Source organism: Nitrospirillum iridis (genome assembly GCF_014205765.1).
Classification (GTDB): domain Bacteria; phylum Pseudomonadota; class Alphaproteobacteria; order Azospirillales; family Azospirillaceae; genus Nitrospirillum; species Nitrospirillum iridis.
In genome coordinates, this window is record NZ_JACIIZ010000001.1 from 318,083 (window position 1) to 338,631 (window position 20,549).

Annotated in this window: 17 protein-coding genes and 1 other RNA gene; 7 read left to right on the forward strand and 11 right to left on the reverse strand. The window is 66.7% G+C overall.

Annotated features, from left to right (window positions below; translation table 11 throughout):
* Positions 1 to 23 precede the first annotated feature (23 nt).
* From FHS74_RS01365 to FHS74_RS01375, 3 genes are all read right to left on the reverse strand, one after another.
* The gene (locus tag FHS74_RS01365) at positions 24 to 1,952 is read right to left on the reverse strand and encodes a hypothetical protein (protein ID WP_184796740.1); all 1,929 of its coding nucleotides are present in this window, start codon (positions 1,950 to 1,952) and stop codon (positions 24 to 26) included.
* 126 nt (positions 1,953 to 2,078) lie between these two features.
* Positions 2,079 to 2,777 carry a 2OG-Fe(II) oxygenase family protein gene (locus FHS74_RS01370; protein WP_184796742.1) on the reverse strand — a complete coding sequence of 233 codons (699 nt, stop codon included), beginning with the start codon at positions 2,775 to 2,777 and terminating at the stop codon, positions 2,079 to 2,081.
* 228 nt (positions 2,778 to 3,005) lie between these two features.
* The gene (locus FHS74_RS01375) at positions 3,006 to 4,016 is read right to left on the reverse strand and encodes a mitochondrial fission ELM1 family protein (protein WP_211106029.1); all 1,011 of its coding nucleotides are present in this window, start codon (positions 4,014 to 4,016) and stop codon (positions 3,006 to 3,008) included.
* 132 nt (positions 4,017 to 4,148) lie between these two features.
* On the opposite strand from FHS74_RS01375, the gene FHS74_RS01380 reads away from it, so the two are divergent.
* On the forward strand, positions 4,149 to 4,664 hold the full coding sequence (locus FHS74_RS01380; protein ID WP_184796744.1) for an Lrp/AsnC family transcriptional regulator: 516 nt from the start codon (positions 4,149 to 4,151) through the stop codon (positions 4,662 to 4,664).
* Between the two features lie 101 nt (positions 4,665 to 4,765).
* Here the strand turns inward: FHS74_RS01380 and greA are convergent, their stop codons facing one another.
* The 5 genes from greA to carA all read right to left on the reverse strand — a co-directional run bounded on the left by greA (position 4,766) and on the right by carA (position 11,409).
* Positions 4,766 to 5,239: a transcription elongation factor GreA gene (gene greA / locus FHS74_RS01385; RefSeq protein ID WP_184796746.1), complete on the reverse strand. Its 474-nt coding sequence runs from the start codon at positions 5,237 to 5,239 to the stop codon at positions 4,766 to 4,768.
* A 158-nt stretch (positions 5,240 to 5,397) separates the two neighbouring features.
* Positions 5,398 to 8,679: a carbamoyl-phosphate synthase large subunit gene (gene carB, locus FHS74_RS01390; protein ID WP_184796748.1), complete on the reverse strand. Its 3,282-nt coding sequence runs from the start codon at positions 8,677 to 8,679 to the stop codon at positions 5,398 to 5,400.
* Positions 8,680 to 8,928: 249 nt separating this feature from the next.
* Positions 8,929 to 9,543: a hypothetical protein gene (locus tag FHS74_RS01395; RefSeq protein ID WP_184796750.1), complete on the reverse strand. Its 615-nt coding sequence runs from the start codon at positions 9,541 to 9,543 to the stop codon at positions 8,929 to 8,931.
* A 106-nt stretch (positions 9,544 to 9,649) separates the two neighbouring features.
* Entirely contained in the window at positions 9,650 to 9,988 is a 339-nt protein-coding gene (locus FHS74_RS01400; protein ID WP_184796752.1) for a hypothetical protein, read from the reverse strand.
* A gap of 236 nt (positions 9,989 to 10,224) precedes the next feature.
* Entirely contained in the window at positions 10,225 to 11,409 is a 1,185-nt protein-coding gene (carA, locus tag FHS74_RS01405; protein WP_184796754.1) for a glutamine-hydrolyzing carbamoyl-phosphate synthase small subunit, read from the reverse strand.
* A gap of 387 nt (positions 11,410 to 11,796) precedes the next feature.
* Between carA and FHS74_RS01410 the strand changes: the two genes are divergently transcribed.
* The 5 genes from FHS74_RS01410 to FHS74_RS01430 all read left to right on the forward strand — a co-directional run bounded on the left by FHS74_RS01410 (position 11,797) and on the right by FHS74_RS01430 (position 17,920).
* Positions 11,797 to 12,255 carry a GatB/YqeY domain-containing protein gene (locus FHS74_RS01410; RefSeq protein WP_184796756.1) on the forward strand — a complete coding sequence of 153 codons (459 nt, stop codon included), beginning with the start codon at positions 11,797 to 11,799 and terminating at the stop codon, positions 12,253 to 12,255.
* An 86-nt stretch (positions 12,256 to 12,341) separates the two neighbouring features.
* Entirely contained in the window at positions 12,342 to 14,204 is a 1,863-nt protein-coding gene (dnaG, locus tag FHS74_RS01415; RefSeq protein WP_184796758.1) for a DNA primase, read from the forward strand.
* Between the two features lie 474 nt (positions 14,205 to 14,678).
* On the forward strand, positions 14,679 to 16,673 hold the full coding sequence (gene rpoD / locus FHS74_RS01420; RefSeq protein WP_184796760.1) for an RNA polymerase sigma factor RpoD: 1,995 nt from the start codon (positions 14,679 to 14,681) through the stop codon (positions 16,671 to 16,673).
* Positions 16,674 to 16,805: 132 nt separating this feature from the next.
* Positions 16,806 to 17,198: a hypothetical protein gene (locus FHS74_RS01425; protein ID WP_184796761.1), complete on the forward strand. Its 393-nt coding sequence runs from the start codon at positions 16,806 to 16,808 to the stop codon at positions 17,196 to 17,198.
* The gene (locus tag FHS74_RS01430; protein WP_184796763.1) at positions 17,138 to 17,920 is read left to right on the forward strand and encodes a WD40 repeat domain-containing protein; all 783 of its coding nucleotides are present in this window, start codon (positions 17,138 to 17,140) and stop codon (positions 17,918 to 17,920) included. The genes FHS74_RS01425 and FHS74_RS01430 overlap by 61 nt, the downstream gene beginning before the upstream one ends.
* A 37-nt stretch (positions 17,921 to 17,957) precedes the next feature.
* On the opposite strand, the gene FHS74_RS01435 is transcribed toward FHS74_RS01430, so the two are convergent.
* The 3 genes from FHS74_RS01435 to ssrA form a co-directional block, all read right to left on the reverse strand.
* Complete coding sequence (locus FHS74_RS01435; protein WP_184796765.1) at positions 17,958 to 18,377, reverse strand: TfoX/Sxy family protein; 420 nt, start codon at positions 18,375 to 18,377, stop codon at positions 17,958 to 17,960.
* A 27-nt stretch (positions 18,378 to 18,404) separates the two neighbouring features.
* A complete protein-coding gene (locus FHS74_RS01440; RefSeq protein ID WP_184796767.1) occupies positions 18,405 to 18,890 on the reverse strand; it encodes an SspB family protein in 486 nt (161 codons plus the stop codon).
* 191 nt (positions 18,891 to 19,081) lie between these two features.
* Positions 19,082 to 19,405: a transfer-messenger RNA gene (gene ssrA, locus FHS74_RS01445) on the reverse strand.
* A gap of 188 nt (positions 19,406 to 19,593) precedes the next feature.
* Here ssrA and thyA point away from each other — a divergent pair.
* Positions 19,594 to 20,484: a thymidylate synthase gene (gene thyA / locus FHS74_RS01450; protein ID WP_184796769.1), complete on the forward strand. Its 891-nt coding sequence runs from the start codon at positions 19,594 to 19,596 to the stop codon at positions 20,482 to 20,484.
* The last annotated feature ends 65 nt before the right edge of the window (positions 20,485 to 20,549 follow it).

Consider the following 20,549-nt stretch of genomic DNA (forward strand, 5'->3'; position numbering starts at 1 on the left):
CACGGACAAGGGGATGCCCACCGCTAGAACCCGAACATATGATCCAGGGCGAAGGCGCCGCCCGCCCCCTCGCGGATCAGGCCGTGATAGCCGAACAGGCGACAGGTGGTGTCGCGGATGAGGACGTAGGCGTCGCGGCCCGCCTCCTTGATCTCGGCGCCGGTGAAGGTCTGGCCCACGCGGAAGTGGAAGCTGCCAGAGCAGGCGATGTTGACCGTGCGGCGGGCGATCTCGTCGCCATCCTTGGTGGTCAGGATCAGGGCGGTGTCGGACCGCGTCTTCCACGGCGTGCTGGCCGGATAGATCAGGTGGCAGAGCGTGTCCACGTCGGCCGCCATGCCGGTACGCAGGAACAGGCGGGTGGACAGGCCCGGCGCCCGGCCGGAATAGGACTGCGGCTCGTTCCGGTAGGTCAGCACGGTGTTGAACATGTGGGCGCCGAAGCTGGTCTCCGCCGCGTGGCCGCTGACGCCGTCCTCGTACCGGAACAAGGCGTGCAGCCAGCCATCGGCATCGTTTTCGCCGGCGGCGAAGTCATAGACCAGCTCCAGATGCCCGTAGCCGGAGGGAAGATGCTTGCCCTCCAGGAGGTCCGAAGCCTCGAACGCCGTCTCATGGTCGCGGGGCAGGCGGCCCAGGTCGCGGCGCGCCACCTCCGTGCCGTCGGCGTCATAGACGATGGCGGTCAGCGGCAGGTGCGTCTGGGTTGTGCCCATGGGGGTGGGCAGGGCCAGGGTGCGGAAGCGGCTGGCCGGGAAGATGGGGGCCGGCAGGATGAAGCCCTTGCCCATCAGATTGGTCAGGCTGGCCAGCTTGGGGTCCGGCTTCAGGTCCACCCGCTCGACGTTGGGGTGGGCGATGCGGTGGCGGGTGACGCCGGCCGTGGTGCGGATGACCTCATACCGGGGGCGGACGAAGTGCTTGCCGGCGCGGATCTCGATTTGCTGGGGCCAGCGGGCGTCGGGTAGCAGGCTGGCCACGTCCAGGGCGTAGGTGGCATAGGGGGCCACCTCCTGCGCCAGGGCCACCGAGGCCTCATGTCCCATCAGGTTCAGGGCCACGGCCCCGGCCGGGATGGGGCAGGGGTGGCTGTTCTGCACCCACAGGATCACGCGTTCATCGCCACGCGGCGCCGGCAGACCGGCGTAGAAGTCGGAGGGCCAGGCGTTGGCGTCATGGGTGCAGGACAGGGTGTCGGCCGTGTCGCCGTAGGTGTCCAGCGCGTACTTCACCACGTCGTGGCCGGCCGCACCCACCACGTGGATGAACAGCTGGCCGGTGAAAGCAGGCAGATCGAACTTCCGGCGCACATGGGCGCTGTCGATGACCACGGTGCCGTCGGCGCCGGGCAGGTCCTGGGTCCAGCGCGCCAGCACCTGGCCGTCCTCGCCGAACAGGCACAGCCAGAGATAGGGATCTTCCGCGCCATAGCTGGACCAGTAGTTGGCGGTGACCACGCGGGTGTGATGCCCGTCCGCGTCGCGGAAGAAGGCGTAGTTGGTGGCGAAGTTCAACGGCGCCAGGTATGTCGCCGGATTGGTCAGCAGGTCGGCCGGTAGCTTCAGCGGGTCCAGGGAGTAGACTTTGACGCCGGCCGGAATCAGATGCTGGATGTGAGCCACCAGGCGTTCGGCGTCAAAGGCGGCGATGAACACGGCATCGATATCCGTGCCGGCCAGCGCCGTCACCGGCTGGGCCGGGTGGCCCAGAAGCGGCTGTCCGATCTTGTCCACGTTCTGGGCATAGACGCCCGCCACGTCGACACCCGTCAGATGGTGGATCTCGTCGAACGGCTCCAGCATGTTCAGCGGGTCGTAGACGGCGACGCGCCCCGCCCCGCGGAGATCGGCCAGCAGCGCCCGCGCCGGCTCCGCCGCCAGCGGGTGGCCGATGGCCTTGAAGTAGCTGCTGCCGCCGGTGACGTTGCTGAAGGTTTCGATCTTGAGGGGCATGGGCGGGTCCAAACGATAGGGAGTCGCCGGCCCCATCACGCGGGGGCCGGCGGGCATGCATCAGGGCGTTATACGGGCAGGGCCGCCGTTTTCACAGGCGAACTCGGCGACCCGCGGCGACCAAGCTCAGCGGAAGGGGTTCAGGCGCTTCACCTTGGCGGAGAGGGCGTGGCGGAACTGTTCCCGCTTCACCACCCCCTCGTCGCGCACCCAGTTCAGCTGGATGGCGCGGCGTTGGCCGACGAAGCTGGTGTGGCCGTGCCACGCGGTGGGGCCGTTCAGGAAGGCCAGCAGGGTGCCCTCCTCGGGCGGAACCTCGGCCACGGCATCGTCCAGGCTGTCGGGGCCGCGCAGCAGGCGCAGGCGGCCCTCCGCACTTTCCCAGGCCGGGTTCATGTAGATCAGGACGGTGATGATCTTGGTCTTGCTGTCGACATGGATCTGGCCGTCCTGGGCCTTGGCCCGGCCGCGCACCGTCACCATGGTGGGGTGGTCGGACAGGTCGACGCCGAACTTCTCCTCGAACGCCGCCGTCATGGCTGGGCCCTGGATCTCCTCCAGCAGTGCCGCGAAGGCGGGGCCGTAGCTCAGTTCGCGCGCCGGGAAGCTGCCGGGCAGTTCGATCTCGGGGAAGTCGCGGTGGATGGCCGCGCGCGCTTCCGCCCGCACGAAGCCGGGGATGATGACATGGGCGAAGGGGTCGAAGGACAGCGGCTTGGCGCGGAAGGCGTCCAGGTCGATGGCGCGGCCCGGGTCCGTCGCCGGATGGACGCCGGTGGGGGAGGCGCCGGGGACGGGCGCGGACGAGGAGGAGGTGCCGATCATGGTCCTGCTTCTTCTGGGCTGGTTCCCTTCCGCTAGGGACTGACGCGGAGGAGAACCGGAGTGGGTCTTACTTTAGAATCGTTCTCTCTGCGACTGGCTCGCAAATACCTCACCCCAGATGGGGCGTCGGCGCATCGGGGTCAATGCCCCGGGCGGCCGATGGGCCCACCGCGGCAACAGACCGGCCCACCATAGCACAGGTGGCCGTGCCCCACCCCGTCGCCTGCCTCAGCGCCGGGCGGCCATGCGCCGCAGCACTTCGGCCGCCACGCGGGATGTGTCGTCCAGCGGCGTCGGTGTCCAGCTCTCCACCACACCGGTGAAGGGGCGGGTGACGCCGCGCGCCACCATCAGCTGGTGGAAGCGGTCGAACTTTTCCGAGCCGCCTTCCAGGCCGATGACGTAGACGGGTTTGCCGGTGCTGGCCGCCTCCGACACCATGGAAACGCTGTCGCCGGTGCACAGCACCGCGTCGGCCAGGCCCAAGTAGCCGAAATAAGGGTTGGCGCCGGCGCCGTCCCAGACCATAGCCGGCAGGCCCGCAAGACGCTGGCGCAACACCGCCTCGTTCTCCGCGCCTGTGCGCCGCGATGGCGTCACCATCAGTCCGATGCCCTGTCGGGCCAGGGCCGCCAGCCGGTCGGCCAGTTGCCCGGTCAGGGCCGGGGTCAGCTGGTAGACGCCGTTGGACCCGCCCACCAGGACCGCCACCCGCGGCCGGGGCAGATGCTCCAAACCCGGCGCGAAGCGTGCCGCCTCCGCCGCCAGCCGCTGGGGGGTCACCCGGTGGAGGGCGCCCAGGCTTTCCATCACATTGGGTCCGGCCTTGCGGTCGTGCGCCGGCATGACCACCAGGTCGAAGCGGGAAAAGGGCACGCCCGGATTCTGGATGTGGACGCAAAAGGTGCGTCCGCCGCTTCGGCGCCGGATGGCGAGGGCTGCCCCCACCGCGTGCCGCCCCGAAGTGATCAGCAGATCCGGCCAGGGCGGGGACAGCGCGTCGGAGTCGGGTGTGAGGCCGTGGTCGAGGCTCAGCGGCAAGTAGGGGCTGAGTTGGCGCCAGGGTGACTTCAGATGTATGCGTTTGGCCAGGGGTGTCGCGCCCACGGCCTCCGCCAGGCCCAGGCACTGGTTCTCCATCCCGGCCTTGCCGTCGGTTAAAACCCAGCAGGAGGGCGGGGTTGCGGGGCGGGTGGGGGGGGCTGCGGCCGATGCCGCGATGGGGGGCTGGGTGTTCATGGCGGCAGTGTAACCGGCGTCGCAGAAGGATGGGATCGTTTCGCTCGCAACAACCTTGCTTGCCTGGGGGCGATCGGCAATCTATGTAATATCCTTTCCAACCCACCCCTCCCGGGAGCACAAGAAAATACCATGCGGCGGGTCAAACTCGACCGAATTGATCGGCGTATCCTGCGCGACTTGCAGGCGGACGGCCGGATGACCAACGTGGAACTTGCCCGGCGGGCCGGCATCTCCGCGCCCCCCTGCCTGCGGCGTGTCCGCGCGCTGGAAGAGGCGGGCTACATCCGGGGCTACCATGCCGACATCAACCCCGAGGCCTTGGGCTTCGGGGTCACGGTGTTCGCGCAGGTGGGCCTTTCCTCCCAGGCGGAAGCGGATCTGAAGAAGTTCGAAGGCATGGTCAACAGCTGGCCCGAGGTTCGGGAATGCAGCATGCTGGCCGGCGAAACCGACTTCCTGCTCAAGATCGTGGCGGCGGACTGGGACAGCTATCAGCGCTTCCTGACCACCAAGCTGACGGCTGCCCCCAACGTCAGCCACGTGAAGTCGGCCCTGGCCATCCGCCAGTCCAAGTACACCCCCGGCGTTCCCATCGATGTCGATGTCGGGCCGGAGGTGCTGGACGACGAGGAGGACGAGGAGTAACCCCGTTCCCGTCGCCGCCAGACAGCGCACGTTAAAAGAAAGGCCCCCGCCGGATCACCAGCGGGGGCCTTTCTTTTCAAGGCCGTTCGGAAACCGCCGCCTTAGCGGAAGGCGATTTCCACGATCTCGTAGCTTTTGGAGCCGCCGGGCGTCGTGACTTCGACATTGTCGCCGACATGCTTGCCAATCAGCGCGCGGGCCAGCGGGCTGGAGATGGACAGCATGCCGTTTTTGATGTCGCTCTCATCCTGGCCGACGATCTGATAGGTCGTCTCCTCGTCGGTGTCCTCATCCGCCAGGCGGATGGTGGCACCGAACTTCACGGCGTTGCCGGACAGCTTGCTGACGTCGATCACCTCGGCGCGGCTGATCTTGTCCTCCAACTCCATGACACGGCCTTCGATGAAGCTCTGGCGTTCACGGGCGGCGTGGTATTCCGCGTTTTCGGACAAGTCGCCGTGCTCGCGCGCTTCGGCGATGGCCTTGATCACGGCTGGCCGCTCGGTGATCTTCAGATGCTTCAGTTCTTCCTGGAGGCGGGTGTAGCCCGCAGCCGTCATCGGGATTTTTTCCATAGCCTTCGATATTCCGTTACTCAGAACCCAGGGGTGTTGCCCTGGGGCGAGCCCCGAAGGGCCGCATCGCGACAACGAGAAACCCTCCCGAGGGTGATCTTGATCCCGGGATGGCGGCCGGTCGGCCGTCATCCCCAGGTCGATCGATCACCCGCAGGTTAGTAAGTCCCGCTCAGATAGGACTGAAGCGGCGCAACCTCAAGGCTGCCTGTGCGCAGCGCCGAGATGGCGTCCACGGCGGCGCGGGCGCCCGCGACCGTCGTGTAGTAGGGAATGTTATTGACGAGAGCCGTGCGGCGCAAGCTGAAGCTGTCGGACACCGCTTGCGCGCCTTCCGTTGTGTTGAATACCAGCTGCACGGCGCCGTCGATCATGGCGTCGACGATGTGCGGCTGGCCTTCCAGCACCTTGTTGATCTGGGCCACGGGGATGCCGGCCGCCGACAGCACCTTGGCGGTGCCGCAGGTGGCGACGATCTTGAAGCCCATGTCGACCAGGCGGCTGGCCACCGGCACCAGGGCCGGCTTGTCTCGTTCCCGCACCGAAATGAACACCGTGCCCGTCGTGGGCAGGGTGACGCCGGCACCCAGCTGCGCCTTGGCGAAGGCCATGGCGAAATTGGGATCCAGGCCCATGACCTCACCCGTGGAGCGCATTTCCGGCCCCAGCAGGATGTCGACGCCGGGGAAGCGGTTGAAGGGGAACACCGCTTCCTTCACTGCCGTGTGCGGCGGGAAGGCGCCGCCCAGCTTGAAATCGTTCAATTTTTCACCGGCCATGACGCGGGCGGCGATCTTGGCGATGGGCGTGCCGGTGGCCTTGGCGACGAAGGGCACCGTGCGGGAGGCGCGCGGGTTGACCTCCAGGATGTAGATGTCCTGGCCGGCCGGGCCGTCGCCGTCGGGGTTCGCCTTGATGGCGAACTGGATGTTCATCAGGCCGACCACGTTCAGGCCGTGGGCCAGCGCCTCCGTCTGGCGCTCCAACTCCTCCACCACCGCCTTGGGCAGGGTGTAGGGGGGCAGGGCGCAGGCGCTGTCGCCGGAATGGATGCCGGCTTCCTCGATATGCTCCATCACGCCGGCGACGTAGACCTGGGTCCCGTCGCAGACGGCGTCCACGTCCACCTCGATGGCGTCCTGCAGGTAGCTGTCGATCAGCACCGGGTTCTTGCCCGACACCTTCACGGCGTTGCCCATGTAGCGCTTCAGGCCCGCCCCGTCGTGCACGATCTCCATGGCGCGGCCGCCCAGCACGTAGGACGGGCGGATGACGACGGGGAAGCCGATGGTGTCGGCCACCTTCTCCGCCTCTTCCAGCGAGCGGGCCAGGCCGTTGGCCGGCTGGCGCAGGTTCAGCTTGTGCAGCAGCTGCTGGAAGCGCTCACGGTCCTCGGCCAGGTCGATGGCGTCGGGGCTGGTGCCCAGGATGGGAATGCCGGCCTCTTCCAGGTCACGGGCCAGCTTCAGCGGCGTCTGGCCGCCCAGCTGGACGATGACGCCCAGCACCTCGCCGTTGGCCTGCTCTGTCCGCACCAGCTCGATCACGTCCTCGGCCGTCAGCGGCTCGAAGTACAGGCGGTCGGCGGTGTCATAGTCGGTGGACACGGTCTCGGGGTTGCAGTTGACCATGATGGTCTCATAACCGGCTTCGCGCAGGGCGTAGACGGCGTGGACACAGCAATAGTCGAACTCGATACCCTGGCCGATGCGGTTGGGGCCGCCCCCCAGGATCACGACCTTCTTCTTGTCCGTCGGCTCCGACTCGCAGTCGCCGGGCGCGCTGCCGTCCCCCTCGTACGTGGAGTACATGTAGGGCGTCTTGCTGGCGAATTCGGCGGCGCAGGTGTCGATGCGCTTGAACACCGGACGCACCTTGAAGCCGCGGCGGGCGGCCGCGACGGTCGCCTCGGTGCTGCCGGTCAGGGTGGCCAGGCGAGCGTCGGAGAAGCCCTGGGCCTTCAGCTTGGCGAAGTCACGCGCGGTCAGGGCGGCGAGGCCGCTGGCCTTCACGCCCGCCTCGGTGCGGATGATCTCTTCGATCTGGCGCAGGAACCACGGGTCGACACGGCAGGCGGCGTGGATCTCCTCCACCGTCAGGCCGTGGCGGAAGGCCTGGGCGATGACCAGGATGCGGTCGTGGGTCGGCTTGGACAACGCCGCCCGGATCTTCAGCGGGTCGACCACGCCGGTGCCGCCGGTCAGGTCGACCTCGTCAAAGCCGGTCAGGCCGGTTTCCATGGACCGCAGGGCCTTCTGCACCGACTCGGCGAAGCTGCGGCCGATGGACATGGCCTCGCCCACCGACTTCATGGAGGTGGTCAGCAGGGCATCGGCGCCGGGGAACTTCTCGAACGCGAAGCGCGGCATCTTGGTGACGACATAGTCGATCGTCGGCTCAAAGCTGGCCGGCGTGGACCCGGTGATGTCGTTGTCCAGCTCATCCAGGGTGTAGCCCACGGCCAGCTTGGCGGCGATCTTCGCGATGGGGAAGCCGGTGGCCTTGGAGGCCAGCGCGGAAGAACGGCTGACGCGCGGGTTCATCTCGATGACGACGACGCGGCCATCCTCCGGGTTCACGGCGAACTGGACGTTGGACCCGCCGGTGTCCACCCCGATCTCGCGCAGCACGGCGATCGAGGCGTTGCGCATCAGCTGGTATTCCTTGTCGGTCAGCGTCAGCGCGGGCGCCACGGTGACGCTGTCACCGGTGTGGATGCCCATGGGGTCGATATTCTCGATGGAGCAGATGATGATGCAGTTGTCGCGGCAATCGCGCACGACCTCCATCTCATACTCCTTCCAGCCCAGGACCGATTCCTCGACCAGCACCTCGTGCACCGGGCTGGCCCGCAGGCCGCCGCGCACGATGTCCTCGAACTCCGCCTTGTTGTAGGCGATGCCGCCGCCGGTGCCGGCCAGGGTGAAGCTGGGGCGGATGATGGCGGGCAGGCCGACGAAGGCCAGGGCTTCCTGCGCCTCGGCCTCGGACTTCACCATGCGCGACTTGGGGCTTTCCAGCCCGATCTTGTCCATGGCGTCGCGGAACAGCAGGCGGTCTTCCGCCTTTTCGATGACGTCGGCCTTGGCGCCGATCAGCTTCACCCCGAGCCGCTCCAGCGTGCCGTCATGGAACAGCTTCAGCGCGGTGTTCAGCGCCGTCTGGCCGCCCATGGTGGGCAGCAGGGCGTCGGGACGCTCCTTTTCCAGGATCTTGGCGACGATGGCCGGGGTGATGGGCTCGACGTAGGTGGCGTCGGCCAGGCCCGGGTCGGTCATGATGGTGGCGGGGTTGGAGTTCACCAGGACGACCCGGTAGCCCTCTTCCTTCAGCGCCTTGCACGCCTGCACACCGGAATAGTCGAACTCGCAGGCCTGGCCGATGATGATCGGGCCGGCGCCGATGATGCAGATGGACTTGATGTCGGTGCGTTTAGGCATGAGGGTCAGCCGCCATTTTTTGAATTCTACCGCCCGGACCGTCCGGCCCATCCCAGAGGGGAGGGCTCCAGACTCCGGCCACACAAAACAATCCCCCGCCCTGGAATGGTGGCGCGGGGGATTGTTCGGCTGAGCCGCTTATATAAAGGGGGGGCGCCCCGGGGGGAAGCGCTGCATATGGGGTGGGGGGGTGCGCCTACCGCAACCCCGGGCGCGAAACCAGGGCTTGATCCCGGGAAAGCCCAGGGTTCACGGGGCTTGCGGCGTCGTGGCTGACACCGGCGTCGGGGACGCCGCGTTTGGACCACGCGCGCTGGCGGCCGGGTCCTTGCCATAGCCGCCGCCCGGCCCGTAGTACCAGGGCATCAGCACGTCCTGCCGGGCTGTGTAGACGGCGCAGCGGGCGGTGTCCTGCTTGTCGAAGAAATAGACCATGCCCACCTCCCGCTTGCGGTCGGGATCCACCAGGTTGATGGCCCAGGTGCCGTAGGCCACGCCCAGCGGCGTCTCCTTGGGCCCGAAGGCGCGGTACAGCATATCGACGCGCTGGATGAAGCGGCCGCGGCGGCAGGCGTCCGACAGCGCCCGCGACAGGACCATCATCTTGGTCGCCGGTTGGGCGAAGGCGTAGACGATGCGCGGCATGGTGTAGCGCGGCGGCAAGGGCAGGGCCACCGCGGGTGTCGGGCTGGGGTCATAGGGACCGGCGCCCAGATGGTCCGGTTGGGGCTGCGCCAGCTTCAGCCCGTCATGGGGCGCTGCTGAGCTGGCTGTCCGCGCACCGGCCGGCAGGGGGACCGCCAGCATCGCGGCCAAGGAGGCCACGGCCAGGGATGCCGGGGAAAAGAGAGAATAGGGGCGCATCACTTGAGAATACCACCGCTCGACTGCGGCGGCGAGTATGCGCATTCAAGTGATGAAGGAGGTATTAAATGGAAGTATTTAAAATTTTACTCAAATCAGTCGATATTCAGCCGCCACGGGAGCGCAGATAGCGCGTCAGGAAGCCGGCCACGCGCAGGCGCCGGGCCTCATCCAGGTTGACGTAGTTGATCTTGGCGTCCTTGCCGATGATGGCGGCCACCTGCCCGTCGCAGACGAAGGCGATGTTTTCCTTACTGTCCTTGAACGCGACCTTCATTTTGAAGGTGGCACCCTGGCCCAGCCCGGCGGCCCCCGTGGCGGTAAAACTGCCCGCCGCCATGTTGTTGATGGCATAGGTTTTGGAGTCGATGACGACGCTGGCGGCCAGCGCGGGCACCTTGACCTTTTCCATCACGTCCTTTTTCAGGAAGTCGAACACGCCCATTATTGCCCTCAACACCAGCCGTAATCGAATTCTGTAACAGAATTCGGCGGTTTTTACGAGGGGGGCTGGTCAGAGCAAAGGGAGGGGGAGTCGGTCTCGCCGTCCCCGAGAGGAGGTACGGCCTGGGTTCGGGGTGTCCGTAGGCAGGCCACACCCTGGGAACCGGGGCGGCGTGGGGGTACTCCCACGCCGCCATTTTGCTTAACGAATACTTGCCCGGGCTAACGGGCGTCCGGTCACCGGGCGGCGATGTTCTCGACGAACCGGTCGAACAGATAGTGGCTGTCCTCCGGTCCGGGGCTCGCTTCCGGGTGGTACTGCACGGAGAACACGGGCTTGTCCTTCAGGCGGATGCCTTCGTTGCTGCCGTCGAACAGCGAGACATGGGTGACCTCCACCGTGTCCGGCAGGCTTTCCGGCAGGACGACGAAGCCGTGGTTCTGGCTGGTGATCTCCACCCGGCCGGTGGCCAGGTCCTTCACCGGATGGTTGGCGCCGCGGTGGCCCTTTTCCATCTTGGTGGTCTTGCCGCCCAGCGCCAGGGCCAGCAGCTGGTGACCCAGGCAGATGCCGAACAGGGGCACGCCGCTGGCCACGATCTGTTGGATCATGGGCACGGCATAGGCGCCGGTGGCGGCCGGATCGCCAGGGCCGTTCGACAGGAAGACGCCATCGGGCTTGTGGCCCAGGATCTCCTCGGCGGTGGCGGTGGCGGGCACCACCGTCACGCGGCAGCCGGCATTGGCCAGGCAGCGCAGGATGTTGCGCTTGGCGCCGAAGTCGACGGCCACCACGTGGTGCTTGGGATCGGTCTGCCGGCCATAGCCGCCGGCGATGGTCCAGGTGCTCTCGTCCCAGGTGAAGGTCTGGCCGCAGGTCACGTCCTTGGCCAGGTCCATGCCCTCCAGGCCGGGCCAGGCTTTGGCCTGGGCCACCAGGGCGTCCAGGTCGAACTTGCCGTCGGGGGCGTGGGCGATGACGCCGTTGGGGGCGCCCAGATCGCGGATGCGGCGGGTCAGGGCGCGGGTGTCCAGGCCGCCCAGGCCAACCAGGCCGTGGCTTTTCAGCCAGGCGTCCAGGCCGCGGGTGGCGCGCCAGTTCGACGGCTCGGTGATGTCGGCGCGCAGGATCAGGCCGCGCGCGGCGGGGGTCACCGTCTCGATGTCCTCATCGTTGGTGCCGACGTTGCCGATGTGCGGGAAGGTGAAGGTGATGATCTGGCCGGCGTAGGACGGGTCGGTCAGGATTTCCTGGTAGCCGGTCATGGAGGTGTTGAAGCACACCTCCCCCACCGAATGGCCGGCGGCGCCGATGCCCTTGCCCCAGAGGACGCTGCCATCCGCCAGGACCAACACGCCGGTTGCGCCCTCAGGCTGCGACGGGCAGGGCTGCGAGGGGCGGGTGGGGGTGGGGGCGGTCATCGCTTCATTCCATCTGCTGCGGAACGCGCCACCGGGATGCGGCCCCGGCGGGCGTCCTCTCATCTCGACCGGCCGACCGTGGACGCGCGCCTAAGTGAGGGGAGGGAACCGCCCCCTTGATCTCTTGAGCGCGGGCATGCCGCGCGGGCCGCCCAATGTCGTCGGAAATTCTTCTGTCACATAGAGAACACGGCCCGCCGGGTCAAGCGATGGCCCCCATGCTCGCGGCGCGGGGGCCCCTCCGCCATCTGGGCGCTGGCGCTCCCGGGGTTGGGCGGGTAAGGTTCGTCCTTCCCCATTGATTGGCTTTCACCCCGGTACGGCCCCCCAAGGACTTGTGGCCCGGGGCGGATGCCGGTTGCCGCGAACCTTGAGGATACTGACGCCATGCTGCGCGCGCGTTTAACCGAAGCCATGAAGGACGCCATGCGGGCCAAGGACCAGCGGACGCTGGGCGCCGTCCGTCTGATCCTGGCCGCGCTGAAGGACCGCGATATCGCCGCCCGCCCCGGCGGCAACACCGAGGGCATCAGCGATGCTGAGATCGCCAGCATGCTGCAGGGCATGGTGAAGCAGCGCCGCGAATCCGTCACCCTGTACCGCCAGGGCGGCCGTGAGGAACTGGCGCTCCAGGAAGAGGGCGAGATCGCCGTCATCGAGACCTTCCTGCCCAAGCAGATGACCGAGGACGAGGTGAAGGCCGCCATCGCCGACGCCGTGGCCGAGACCGGTGCCGCCGGCATCCAGGGCATGGGCAAGGTCATGGCCGCGCTGAAGGCCAAGTACGCCGGCCAGATGGACTTCTCCCGCGCCGGCCCGCTGGTCAAGGCGGCGCTGGGCGCCTGATGCCCGGTCGGGGCGGGGCCGCTGACGGCCCCGTTCCCGGCGCTTTTCGTTGTGCCTGATCCTGTCTTTGGAATCGCCCACCGCCCATGGCCCTGCCGCCCCAATTCCTGGAAGAGCTGCGGAACCGGCTGACCCTGTCGGACGTGGTGATGCGGCGCGTGCGCCTGCAGCGGGCGGGGCGGGAATTCCGCGCGCCTTGTCCCTTCCATAACGAAAAGACGCCCAGCTTCTACGTCAACGACCAGAAGGGCTTCTTCCACTGCTTTGGCTGCGGCGCCCACGGCGACGTCATCGGCTTCGTCATGCGGCAGGACAACCTGTCCTTCATGGAGGCGGTGGAGCTGCTGGCGCCCGACGCCGGCCTGACGGTGCCCAAGGCCACCCCGCAGGACCGCCAGCGCTTCGAACGGGAAAAGTCGCTCTACGACCTTGTGGAGCGGGCCACACGCTGGTTCGAGGGACAGTTGCGGGCGCCGGTGGGGCGCCATGGCCTGGCCTATCTGCGCGGCCGTGGGCTGGATGATGAGGCCATGGCCCGGTTCCGCCTGGGCTACGCGCCTAGCGACGGCGCGGGCCTGCGCGCCGAATTGGTCACCGCCGGCTATACCGAGGCCGACATGGTGGAGGCCGGGCTGTTCAAGCGGCCGGAGGATGGCCGGGCCCCCTTTCCCTTCTTCCGCAACCGCGTCCTGTTCCCCGTCACCGACCGGCGCGGCCGGGTGGTGGCCTTCGGCGGCCGCATCCTGGAAGGCGACGGGCCCAAATACATCAACTCGGCCGAGAACCCGCTGTTCCACAAGGGTGACATCCTCTACGGCATGAGCCGGGCGCGCCAGGCGGCGGCCGATGGCAAGCCGTTGATCGTCACCGAAGGCTATATGGACGTCATCGCCAGCGTCATGGCTGGGTTCGAGGGGGCGGTGGCGCCCCTGGGGACGGCGCTGACCGAAACCCAGATCCAGGTGCTGTGGAAGCTGGCGCCGGAAGGCCAGCGCATCCCCATCCTCTGCTTCGACGGCGACAACGCCGGCCGGCGCGCCGCCTTCCGCGCGGTGGAGCGCATCCTGCCGCTGCTGGTCCCCGACCATTCCGTCCGCGTCGCCTTCATGCCGGAGAAGGAAGACCCCGACAGCCTGATCCGGGGTGGCGGCGCCGCCGCTTTCCAGGCGGTGCTCGACCGCGCCCGGCCCCTGACGGATGTGTTGTGGGACATGGAGGCGGCGGAGCGCGACCTGGCCCAGCCCGATGCCCAGGCGGGCATGCAGGCGGCGCTGGAGGCGCAACTGGAGCGCATACCAGACACCCGGGTGCGCGGTGCCTATCAGCGCGCCTTCAAGGACCGGCTGTACCAGCTGGGACGCGCGGCGCGGCCGCCGTTCCAGGGCGGCGGCACGCCCTTCGTGCGCGGACAGCGGCCGGGGGCCTTGCCCTTCCCCGTGGCGCGGCAGTGGGACAAGCGCTACCGCGCCGGGGCGGAGATGGGCTCGGTGCGCGGGCGTGAGCGTTTGCTGCTGGCCGTGGTGCTGAACCACCCGGCCCTGTTCGAGAGCTTGGGCGAGACCCTGGCCATGATCAGCTTCGCCACCGAGGGGCTGGAGCGGCTGCGCCAGGCGCTGGTCGAACGGCTGTTCCACGATTCGGGACTTGACGCGGACGGCTTACGACGCCACTTGTCAGCATGCGGCTTCGCTGAGGAGCTGGATGAGATGCTGGGGGCAGACCTGCCCTCATATGCCCGTCCGGAAGCGACGTTGGATTCCGCCCGCGCGGGCTGGCAGGAGGTTTGGCTCAATTCCCAGGAACTGGTGTTCCAGACCGAGTTGCGTGAGGCGGAGCGGCGCCTGGCCGAGGATCCCAGCGAGGATACCCTGGCCCGGCTGATGGCCCTTAAACGGGAAGAGTTGATACGCCGGGGCCACGCCCTGGATCCGGAGGGCGAAGGCGTCTGACGCCCACGCCCGAGGCGGCCCCGTACCGGGCGGGGCGGTTCCCCCCGAAGGCGGGGCGGGGCCGAAATTGGTTTTGAGTGACGACGCGTTGGGGAGCGACGATTACGCGAAAAGGCTGTAGGGGTCCGGCACGGACGGACGGTTAGGAACGGATGGCGGGGTGGCGTGGCCGGGGTTTTCGTCCGGTGCGGCACCTTTTTTTCGTCCTTGCCCCTGTTTTTGGTGGGATCCAGCGCTTTCTTTGGGTATCGGGTGTGCCTCGTAATTCGAGAAGTGTCAGGTCGGCCGTGCGCCCGGTTATCGGGCCCCGCCAGTTTGATCCGAGTGGTGGGTGCCCAAGAGCGCGGGCGCCCCATGGTGAGTAAGGGTATGGGTTGAGTAAGGGTATGGGCCGGCGCCCAAGGAAAGCCGGCGTCAGGGTTGAACCGGCATTCCAGTTGGTTTGCATTTCAGTTAGTCGGGGACATTGAGCGAATGGCCACGAAAGCAGCGCAGAGTGCGGACGTTTCCGAGGCGCGTGAGGAACAGTTGGACGGCCCGCTGATGGACGGCATGGGCCTCGCCTTCAAGAAGATGATCCAGCGCGGCAAGGAGCGGGGGTTCGTCACCATCGACGAACTGAACGCCGCCGTGCCCCCCGACCAGTCCTCGTCTGAACAGATCGAGGACACGATGGCCATGCTCAATGAAATGGGCATCAACGTCATCGAATCGGAGGAGCAGGACGCCGAGGCCGGTGGCGAAAGCGGCGGCGACGGCGAAGGCCGCGTCTCCGGCAATCTTGATGACGACGACATCGGCCGTACCGACGACCCCGTGCGCATGTACCTGCGCGAGATGGGCTCGGTGGAGCTGCTGTCGCGCGAGGGCGAAATCGCCATCGCCAAGCGCATCGAGGCCGGCCGCGAGATGATGATCGGCGCGATCTGCGAATCGCCCCTGACCATCCGCGCCATCATCCAGTGGCATGAGGCCCTGAATGAAGGGAAGATGCTGCTGCGCGACATCATCGACCTGGACGCCACCTACGGCGTGGATCCGGAGTCGGGTGAGCTGACCGAGGCGGTGCTGGGCGCCGAGGAGGCCCCGCGCGAGGAAGGTGCGGCGGCCGAAGGCGGCGAGGGCGCCGAAGGCGAGCCTGGCGCCGAGCGTCCGGAAGGGGCCGAGGGCGGTGATCCTGGCGAGGGCGCCGAGGATGAGGGCGGCATTTCGCTCGCCGCCATGGAGGCCGAGCTGAAGCCGATGGTGCTGGAAACCTTCCAGACCATCGAGGAGACCTACGAAAAACTGCACAAGATGCAGGAGCTGCGCCTGGTCGCCATCCAGCGCGGTGAGGATCTGGGCAAGGCCCAGGACAAGAAGTACGAGAAGCTGAAGGCCGAGCTGACCGAACTGGTCAACTCCGTCCGGCTGAACAACGGCCGCATCGAGGCCTTGGTCGAACAGCTGTACGGCATGAACCGCCGCCTGATGGGTTTCGAGGGCAAGCTGCTGCGCCTGGCGACCGACTGCAAGGTCAAGCGCGAGGACTTCCTGCACCATTATTACGGCAGCGAGCTGGACCCCAACTGGCTGGACCGGGTGAAGGGCAATTCCAAGGCCTGGGCCAAGTTCGCCGAGCGCAGCGCCAGCGAGATCGTGAAGGTCCGCGAGGGCATCAACGAGATCGCGGAAGGGGTGCGCCTGCCCATCGGCGAATTCCGCCGCATCGTCTCCACGGTGCAGAAGGGCGAGAAGGAAGCCAGCCGGGCGAAGAAGGAAATGGTGGAGGCCAACCTGCGCCTCGTCATTTCCATCGCCAAGAAGTACACCAACCGCGGCCTGCAGTTCCTGGACCTCATCCAGGAAGGCAACATCGGCCTGATGAAGGCCGTTGATAAGTTCGAATACCGCCGCGGCTACAAGTTCTCGACCTACGCCACCTGGTGGATTCGCCAGGCCATCACCCGGTCCATCGCCGACCAGGCCCGCACCATCCGCATCCCCGTGCACATGATCGAGACGATCAACAAGCTGGTGCGGACCTCGCGCCAGATGCTGCACGAGATCGGCCGCGAGCCGACGCCGGAGGAACTGGCCGAGCGGCTGATGATGCCGCTGGAAAAGGTCCGCAAGGTCCTGAAGATCGCCAAGGAGCCGATCAGCCTCGAGACGCCGATCGGCGACGAGGAGGACAGCCACTTGGGCGACTTCATCGAGGACAAGAACGCCGTCCTGCCGCTAGACGCCGCCATCCAGGCGAACCTGCGCGAGACGACCACCCGCGTCCTGGCCTCGCTGACCCCGCGTGAGGAGCGTGTGCTGCGCATGCGCTTCGGCATCGGCATGAACACCGACCACACCCTGGAAGAGGTGGGGCAGCAGTTCAGCGTGACCCGCGAGCGTATCCGCCAGATCGAGGCGAAGGCGCTGCGCAAGCTGAAGCACCCGTCCCGCTCGCGCAAGCTACGCAGCTTCCTGGACACCTGATCCCTACCGGGCTCAGGCACGTGAACGAAAAGGGCGGCTCCCATCGGGGCCGCCCTTTTTGCATGGGGGAATGGGCGCTGATAGGCTTGCCGTGCTACATCTCCGGGTATCGTTCAGGATTGAGAGGAACGGGTGAAGCGCTTGCTGATCGGTATTGCCGTGTGCGTGGTTGCCGCGGTCGCGCTTGGTTTGATCGTGCTGGCGGTTCCGTTTTTGAGAACGCTGGCGACTGTCTTCGTCGTCCTTCTGGCCATCTCCGTCCCTCCGAAACCAGGGCCTGTCCCTCACGACATGCTGGACTACAAGGTGGAGAAGGAGCTGCCATTCTCGCAGCCCACCGGCGTTGCCTGGAATGGGGATGGGTCCCGTCTTGCCGTGTTGATGGGCAGGTCCCTGGCTATTGTCGATACACATGACTGGCACACGGTCGGGGAGTTCTCGGGTATTGGGGCGAGCTTTTCGCGGTGTGCTTTTTCACCAAGGACAACAATGTCATCGCCCCATTGGTGCCGCATGATGATGTAGATCGGAACTCTTTCGCGGCTGTTTGGGACGGCACGGACGGTCATCTGATCAGGCGGATTGAAAAGCCGTTGGAACTGCGTGCTAGTGTCGGTCAGGTCGGCGCCTGTGACCTGTCGCCAGATGGGACGATGTTCGCCGCCGCTGGAGCCGGAATAGATAGCAGGGTCGTGATCTACAGCACGACCGATTGGTCTGTTGTTGCGGTGAACGCCTTCTCCGAGGGGGCGTCAAGGCGTACCTCTATCTCGGCCATTCGCTTTCTTCATCAGTCGCGGCGTATTGCCGTGGCGAGCATAGGCGCCTTGTTCATTTCCGACATTGGCGATGGCGAGAACCGGAGCCCTGTCCTGCGGCCCCTAGGGGAGTTGTCGTTTCACTCTCTCGATGTTGATGAGGAGGATCAGCAGGTGTTCGTGGGCGGAGAATGGGTGCCAAAGGGCGTCCAGGGAATGTCACCCCTCGTCGCCTACAACCTGAAATCCGATACGGCCATGCCGATGCAGGACCTAGGCGCGCGCGGCATCCAGTCCATTCGCTGGCTTGGTGATGGTCGGCTGCTCGTAAGTACTGCGGATTCAAATAAAATTCTGATGATAGATCAGACGCTTACGTCGCGCTTTTCGCAGGCGGTGGGGATTTACGAAAATCTTTATGACGCCGCTGTGGGCGGCGACCGTCTTGCGGTCATCTGGGGAAACAGGGTTGTGATCTACCGGCGATGACACTGGGGAGTTCCAGTTCGGTACCAAAACCGTGCGCCTACTCCAGCAGCATGTCCGCCAAGTTCTTCTTTTTCGCCGCTGCCGGTGCCCTGGCCTTCTTCGGCGCCTTGGCTGGCGCGCGCAGGGCGGCGCCCACCGCCAGGCGGGCCCAGCGCAGCAACTCGTCGGGGTCGTCCATCGCGCCATCGGGCGGGGTGTAATAGCCCAGCGAGCGGTGGGGCTTGTCGGCCCAGGGGGTGAAGCGGATGCAGCCGGCGGCCGCGAAGGTGGGCTGGCTGACGGCGTCGGTCTTCAGGTAGAGGGTGTCGTCGCGGGTGATCAGGGCGAAGTTGCGGCCGTGCAGGGTCAAACCCCGGCCGCCGAACAGGCGGGGCGCCTCAACCGGCCCCCCATATTCGTTTGAAAGCGGGGCCAGCAGGTCCAGGATGTAGTCGAGAAAGTCGGGAGAGACGGGCATAGGCGACGCTCCCCGGCCGTGTCCGGCTTACTTCTTGCGGAAGGCGTCCAGCGCCACGACGGTGCCGCCCTGCTTGGGCGCGTCCTCGTCCTCACCCTCGGCGGGGGCGGGCTCTTCCTCGACGGCCTCGTCCACCACGTCTTCCCCTTCCTCCTCATCGGGCGGCTGGAATTGCAGGGCGAAGTTCACCGAGGGGTCGGCGAAGGTGGTGATGGCGGCCATGGGCACCACCAGGCGCTCATGGCTGCCGTTGAAGCTGAGGGTGACTTCCACCCGCTCGTCATTCACGTCCAGGCCATAGAACTGGTATTGCAGGACGATGGTGATCTCATCCGGGTATTTGGCGCGCAGGAATTCCGGCATGCGCACACCCGGATACTGGGTGCGGAAGCTGATGAAGAAATGGTGCTCCCCGGGCAAGCCATGTTCCTGCACTTCCCTCAGCGCATCGCGCACAACCCGGCGCAGGGCGGCCTCGACCATACGGTCGTAGCGAAGGAGATCAGTGGACATGGCAGGCAAAACGCTCCGGTAGCGGGATGATGACGTCACCAATAGACCCGCCCGCCGCGCAATTTGCAAGCCTGGGCGCGCGAAAGCGCTGGCGGGGCAGGGCGGACATAGCCGCCTATCCTTGTTCTGTCGAGAGGGATCGCGGAACCCAAGGCGCCCTGGGGTGCCTTGTCGCGGATCCGCTCTCTTAAAGTGGGGGGCTTCTGTTGCCGGGTGCCCCCCGAACCCCGTTCTTAGCTAACCACTAACACCCCGTTGAGGGTATTAGGCGGCCATGCGAAGAGCAGGCGCCGTGTTATCGTTGGCACCTATAAAACGGCCCGATGACGGCGGAACCATGCCGAGCGAAAACCATGCCTTTACCACGCACGTCGATCCTAATTCGCCCCCATGATGGTGGAGGCGCCGGGTACCGCCCCCGGGTCCGTAACGCTTATTCCGCAAGGCGTTTATCGCCATAGTCGGGCGAACCCGACGTCCCTAATATAGGGACGCGGGGGGCGTCGCGCTAGTCCCCTGTCGGGATTAGGCATGCCGGCCGGCACATGGCCCGGTTGCGCCCCGGGTCGATCTGGCCCCCCCACCGGCCCGGCCACCGCCCCTGGGGGGCCGGCATACCGGATCGTCACCACATTATGTGGCGTCGCGCCGCCGACGTGTCGTAACGTCGCCGCGACGTCCTGCATCGCGTGAGGGGCCCGCCATGGCGCATCCGGAATACCAGTACCTGTCGCTGCTGCGCCGCCTGATCGACCAGGGTGTGGCCCGGGTGGACCGCACCGGCGTGGGCACCAAGGCGCTGTTCGGCGAGCAGATGCGTTTCGACCTGTCGGCCGGCTTCCCCCTGCTGACCACCAAGAAGATTTTCCACCGCCAGGCCATCCACGAGATGCTGTGGTTCCTGTCGGGCGACACCAGCATCCGTCCGCTGCTGGCCAACAAGGTGCGCATCTGGACGGACTGGCCGCTGGCCAACTACCGCAAGAAGACGGGCGAGACCATTTCCCAGGAGGATTTCGAGGCCCGTGTCCTGGCCGACGATGCCTTCGCCGCCCAATGGGGCGATCTGGGCCCCGTTTACGGCAAGCAGTGGCGGCGGTGGCAGGGGCCGGACGGCCGGGTCATCGATCAGATCCAGGACCTGGTCGACGGCATCCGCACCAACCCCACCAGCCGGCGCCTGCTGTTCACCGGCTGGAACGTGGCCGACCTGCCGGACATGGCGCTGCCGCCCTGCCACATGACCTATCAGTTCTTCGTGGCGGACGGAAAGCTGTCCGGCCTGATCTTCCAGCGCAGCGCCGACACCCTGCTGGGCCTTCCCTGGAACCTGTGCGAAGGCGCCCTGCTGATCCACATGCTGGCCCATCAGTGCGGCCTGGACGTGGGTGACTTGGTGTGGCAGGGCGGCGACGTCCACCTCTACCTCAACCACGTCCCCCAGGCGGAAGAGCAGTTGACGCGCGCGCCCCGGCCCTTTCCCCAACTGGTGATCAAGCGCAAGCCGGACAGCCTGTTCGACTATCGCTTCGAGGATTTCGAGATCACCGGCTACGATCCCCACCCCCATATCAAGGCCGACGTGGCCGTGTGATTGGCCCCTCGCGGAGTGGCCCTCGGGCCTGCGCCTCCCGCCTGCTACCGTGTCCCCGAACCAGC

Bases quoted from the DNA above. Each gene is read 5' to 3' on its own strand.
- FHS74_RS01440 (WP_184796767.1), bottom strand. From the start codon at position 18,890: ATGTCCACTGATCTCCTTCGCTACGACCGTATGGTCGAGGCCGCCCTG.
- carB (WP_184796748.1), bottom strand. From the start codon at position 8,679: ATGCCTAAACGCACCGACATCAAGTCCATCTGCATCATCGGCGCCGGC.
- carA (WP_184796754.1), bottom strand. From the start codon at position 11,409: ATGACCGCCCCCACCCCCACCCGCCCCTCGCAGCCCTGCCCGTCGCAG.
- FHS74_RS01365 (WP_184796740.1), bottom strand. From the start codon at position 1,952: ATGCCCCTCAAGATCGAAACCTTCAGCAACGTCACCGGCGGCAGCAGC.
- FHS74_RS01375 (WP_211106029.1), bottom strand. From the start codon at position 4,016: ATGAACACCCAGCCCCCCATCGCGGCATCGGCCGCAGCCCCCCCCACC.
- FHS74_RS01380 (WP_184796744.1), top strand. From the start codon at position 4,149: ATGCGGCGGGTCAAACTCGACCGAATTGATCGGCGTATCCTGCGCGAC.
- FHS74_RS01370 (WP_184796742.1), bottom strand. From the start codon at position 2,777: ATGATCGGCACCTCCTCCTCGTCCGCGCCCGTCCCCGGCGCCTCCCCC.
- FHS74_RS01435 (WP_184796765.1), bottom strand. From the start codon at position 18,377: ATGCCCGTCTCTCCCGACTTTCTCGACTACATCCTGGACCTGCTGGCC.
- FHS74_RS01400 (WP_184796752.1), bottom strand. From the start codon at position 9,988: ATGGGCGTGTTCGACTTCCTGAAAAAGGACGTGATGGAAAAGGTCAAG.
- FHS74_RS01395 (WP_184796750.1), bottom strand. From the start codon at position 9,543: ATGCGCCCCTATTCTCTCTTTTCCCCGGCATCCCTGGCCGTGGCCTCC.
- greA (WP_184796746.1), bottom strand. From the start codon at position 5,239: ATGGAAAAAATCCCGATGACGGCTGCGGGCTACACCCGCCTCCAGGAA.
- dnaG (WP_184796758.1), top strand. From the start codon at position 12,342: ATGGCCCTGCCGCCCCAATTCCTGGAAGAGCTGCGGAACCGGCTGACC.
- rpoD (WP_184796760.1), top strand. From the start codon at position 14,679: ATGGCCACGAAAGCAGCGCAGAGTGCGGACGTTTCCGAGGCGCGTGAG.
- thyA (WP_184796769.1), top strand. From the start codon at position 19,594: ATGGCGCATCCGGAATACCAGTACCTGTCGCTGCTGCGCCGCCTGATC.
- FHS74_RS01410 (WP_184796756.1), top strand. From the start codon at position 11,797: ATGCTGCGCGCGCGTTTAACCGAAGCCATGAAGGACGCCATGCGGGCC.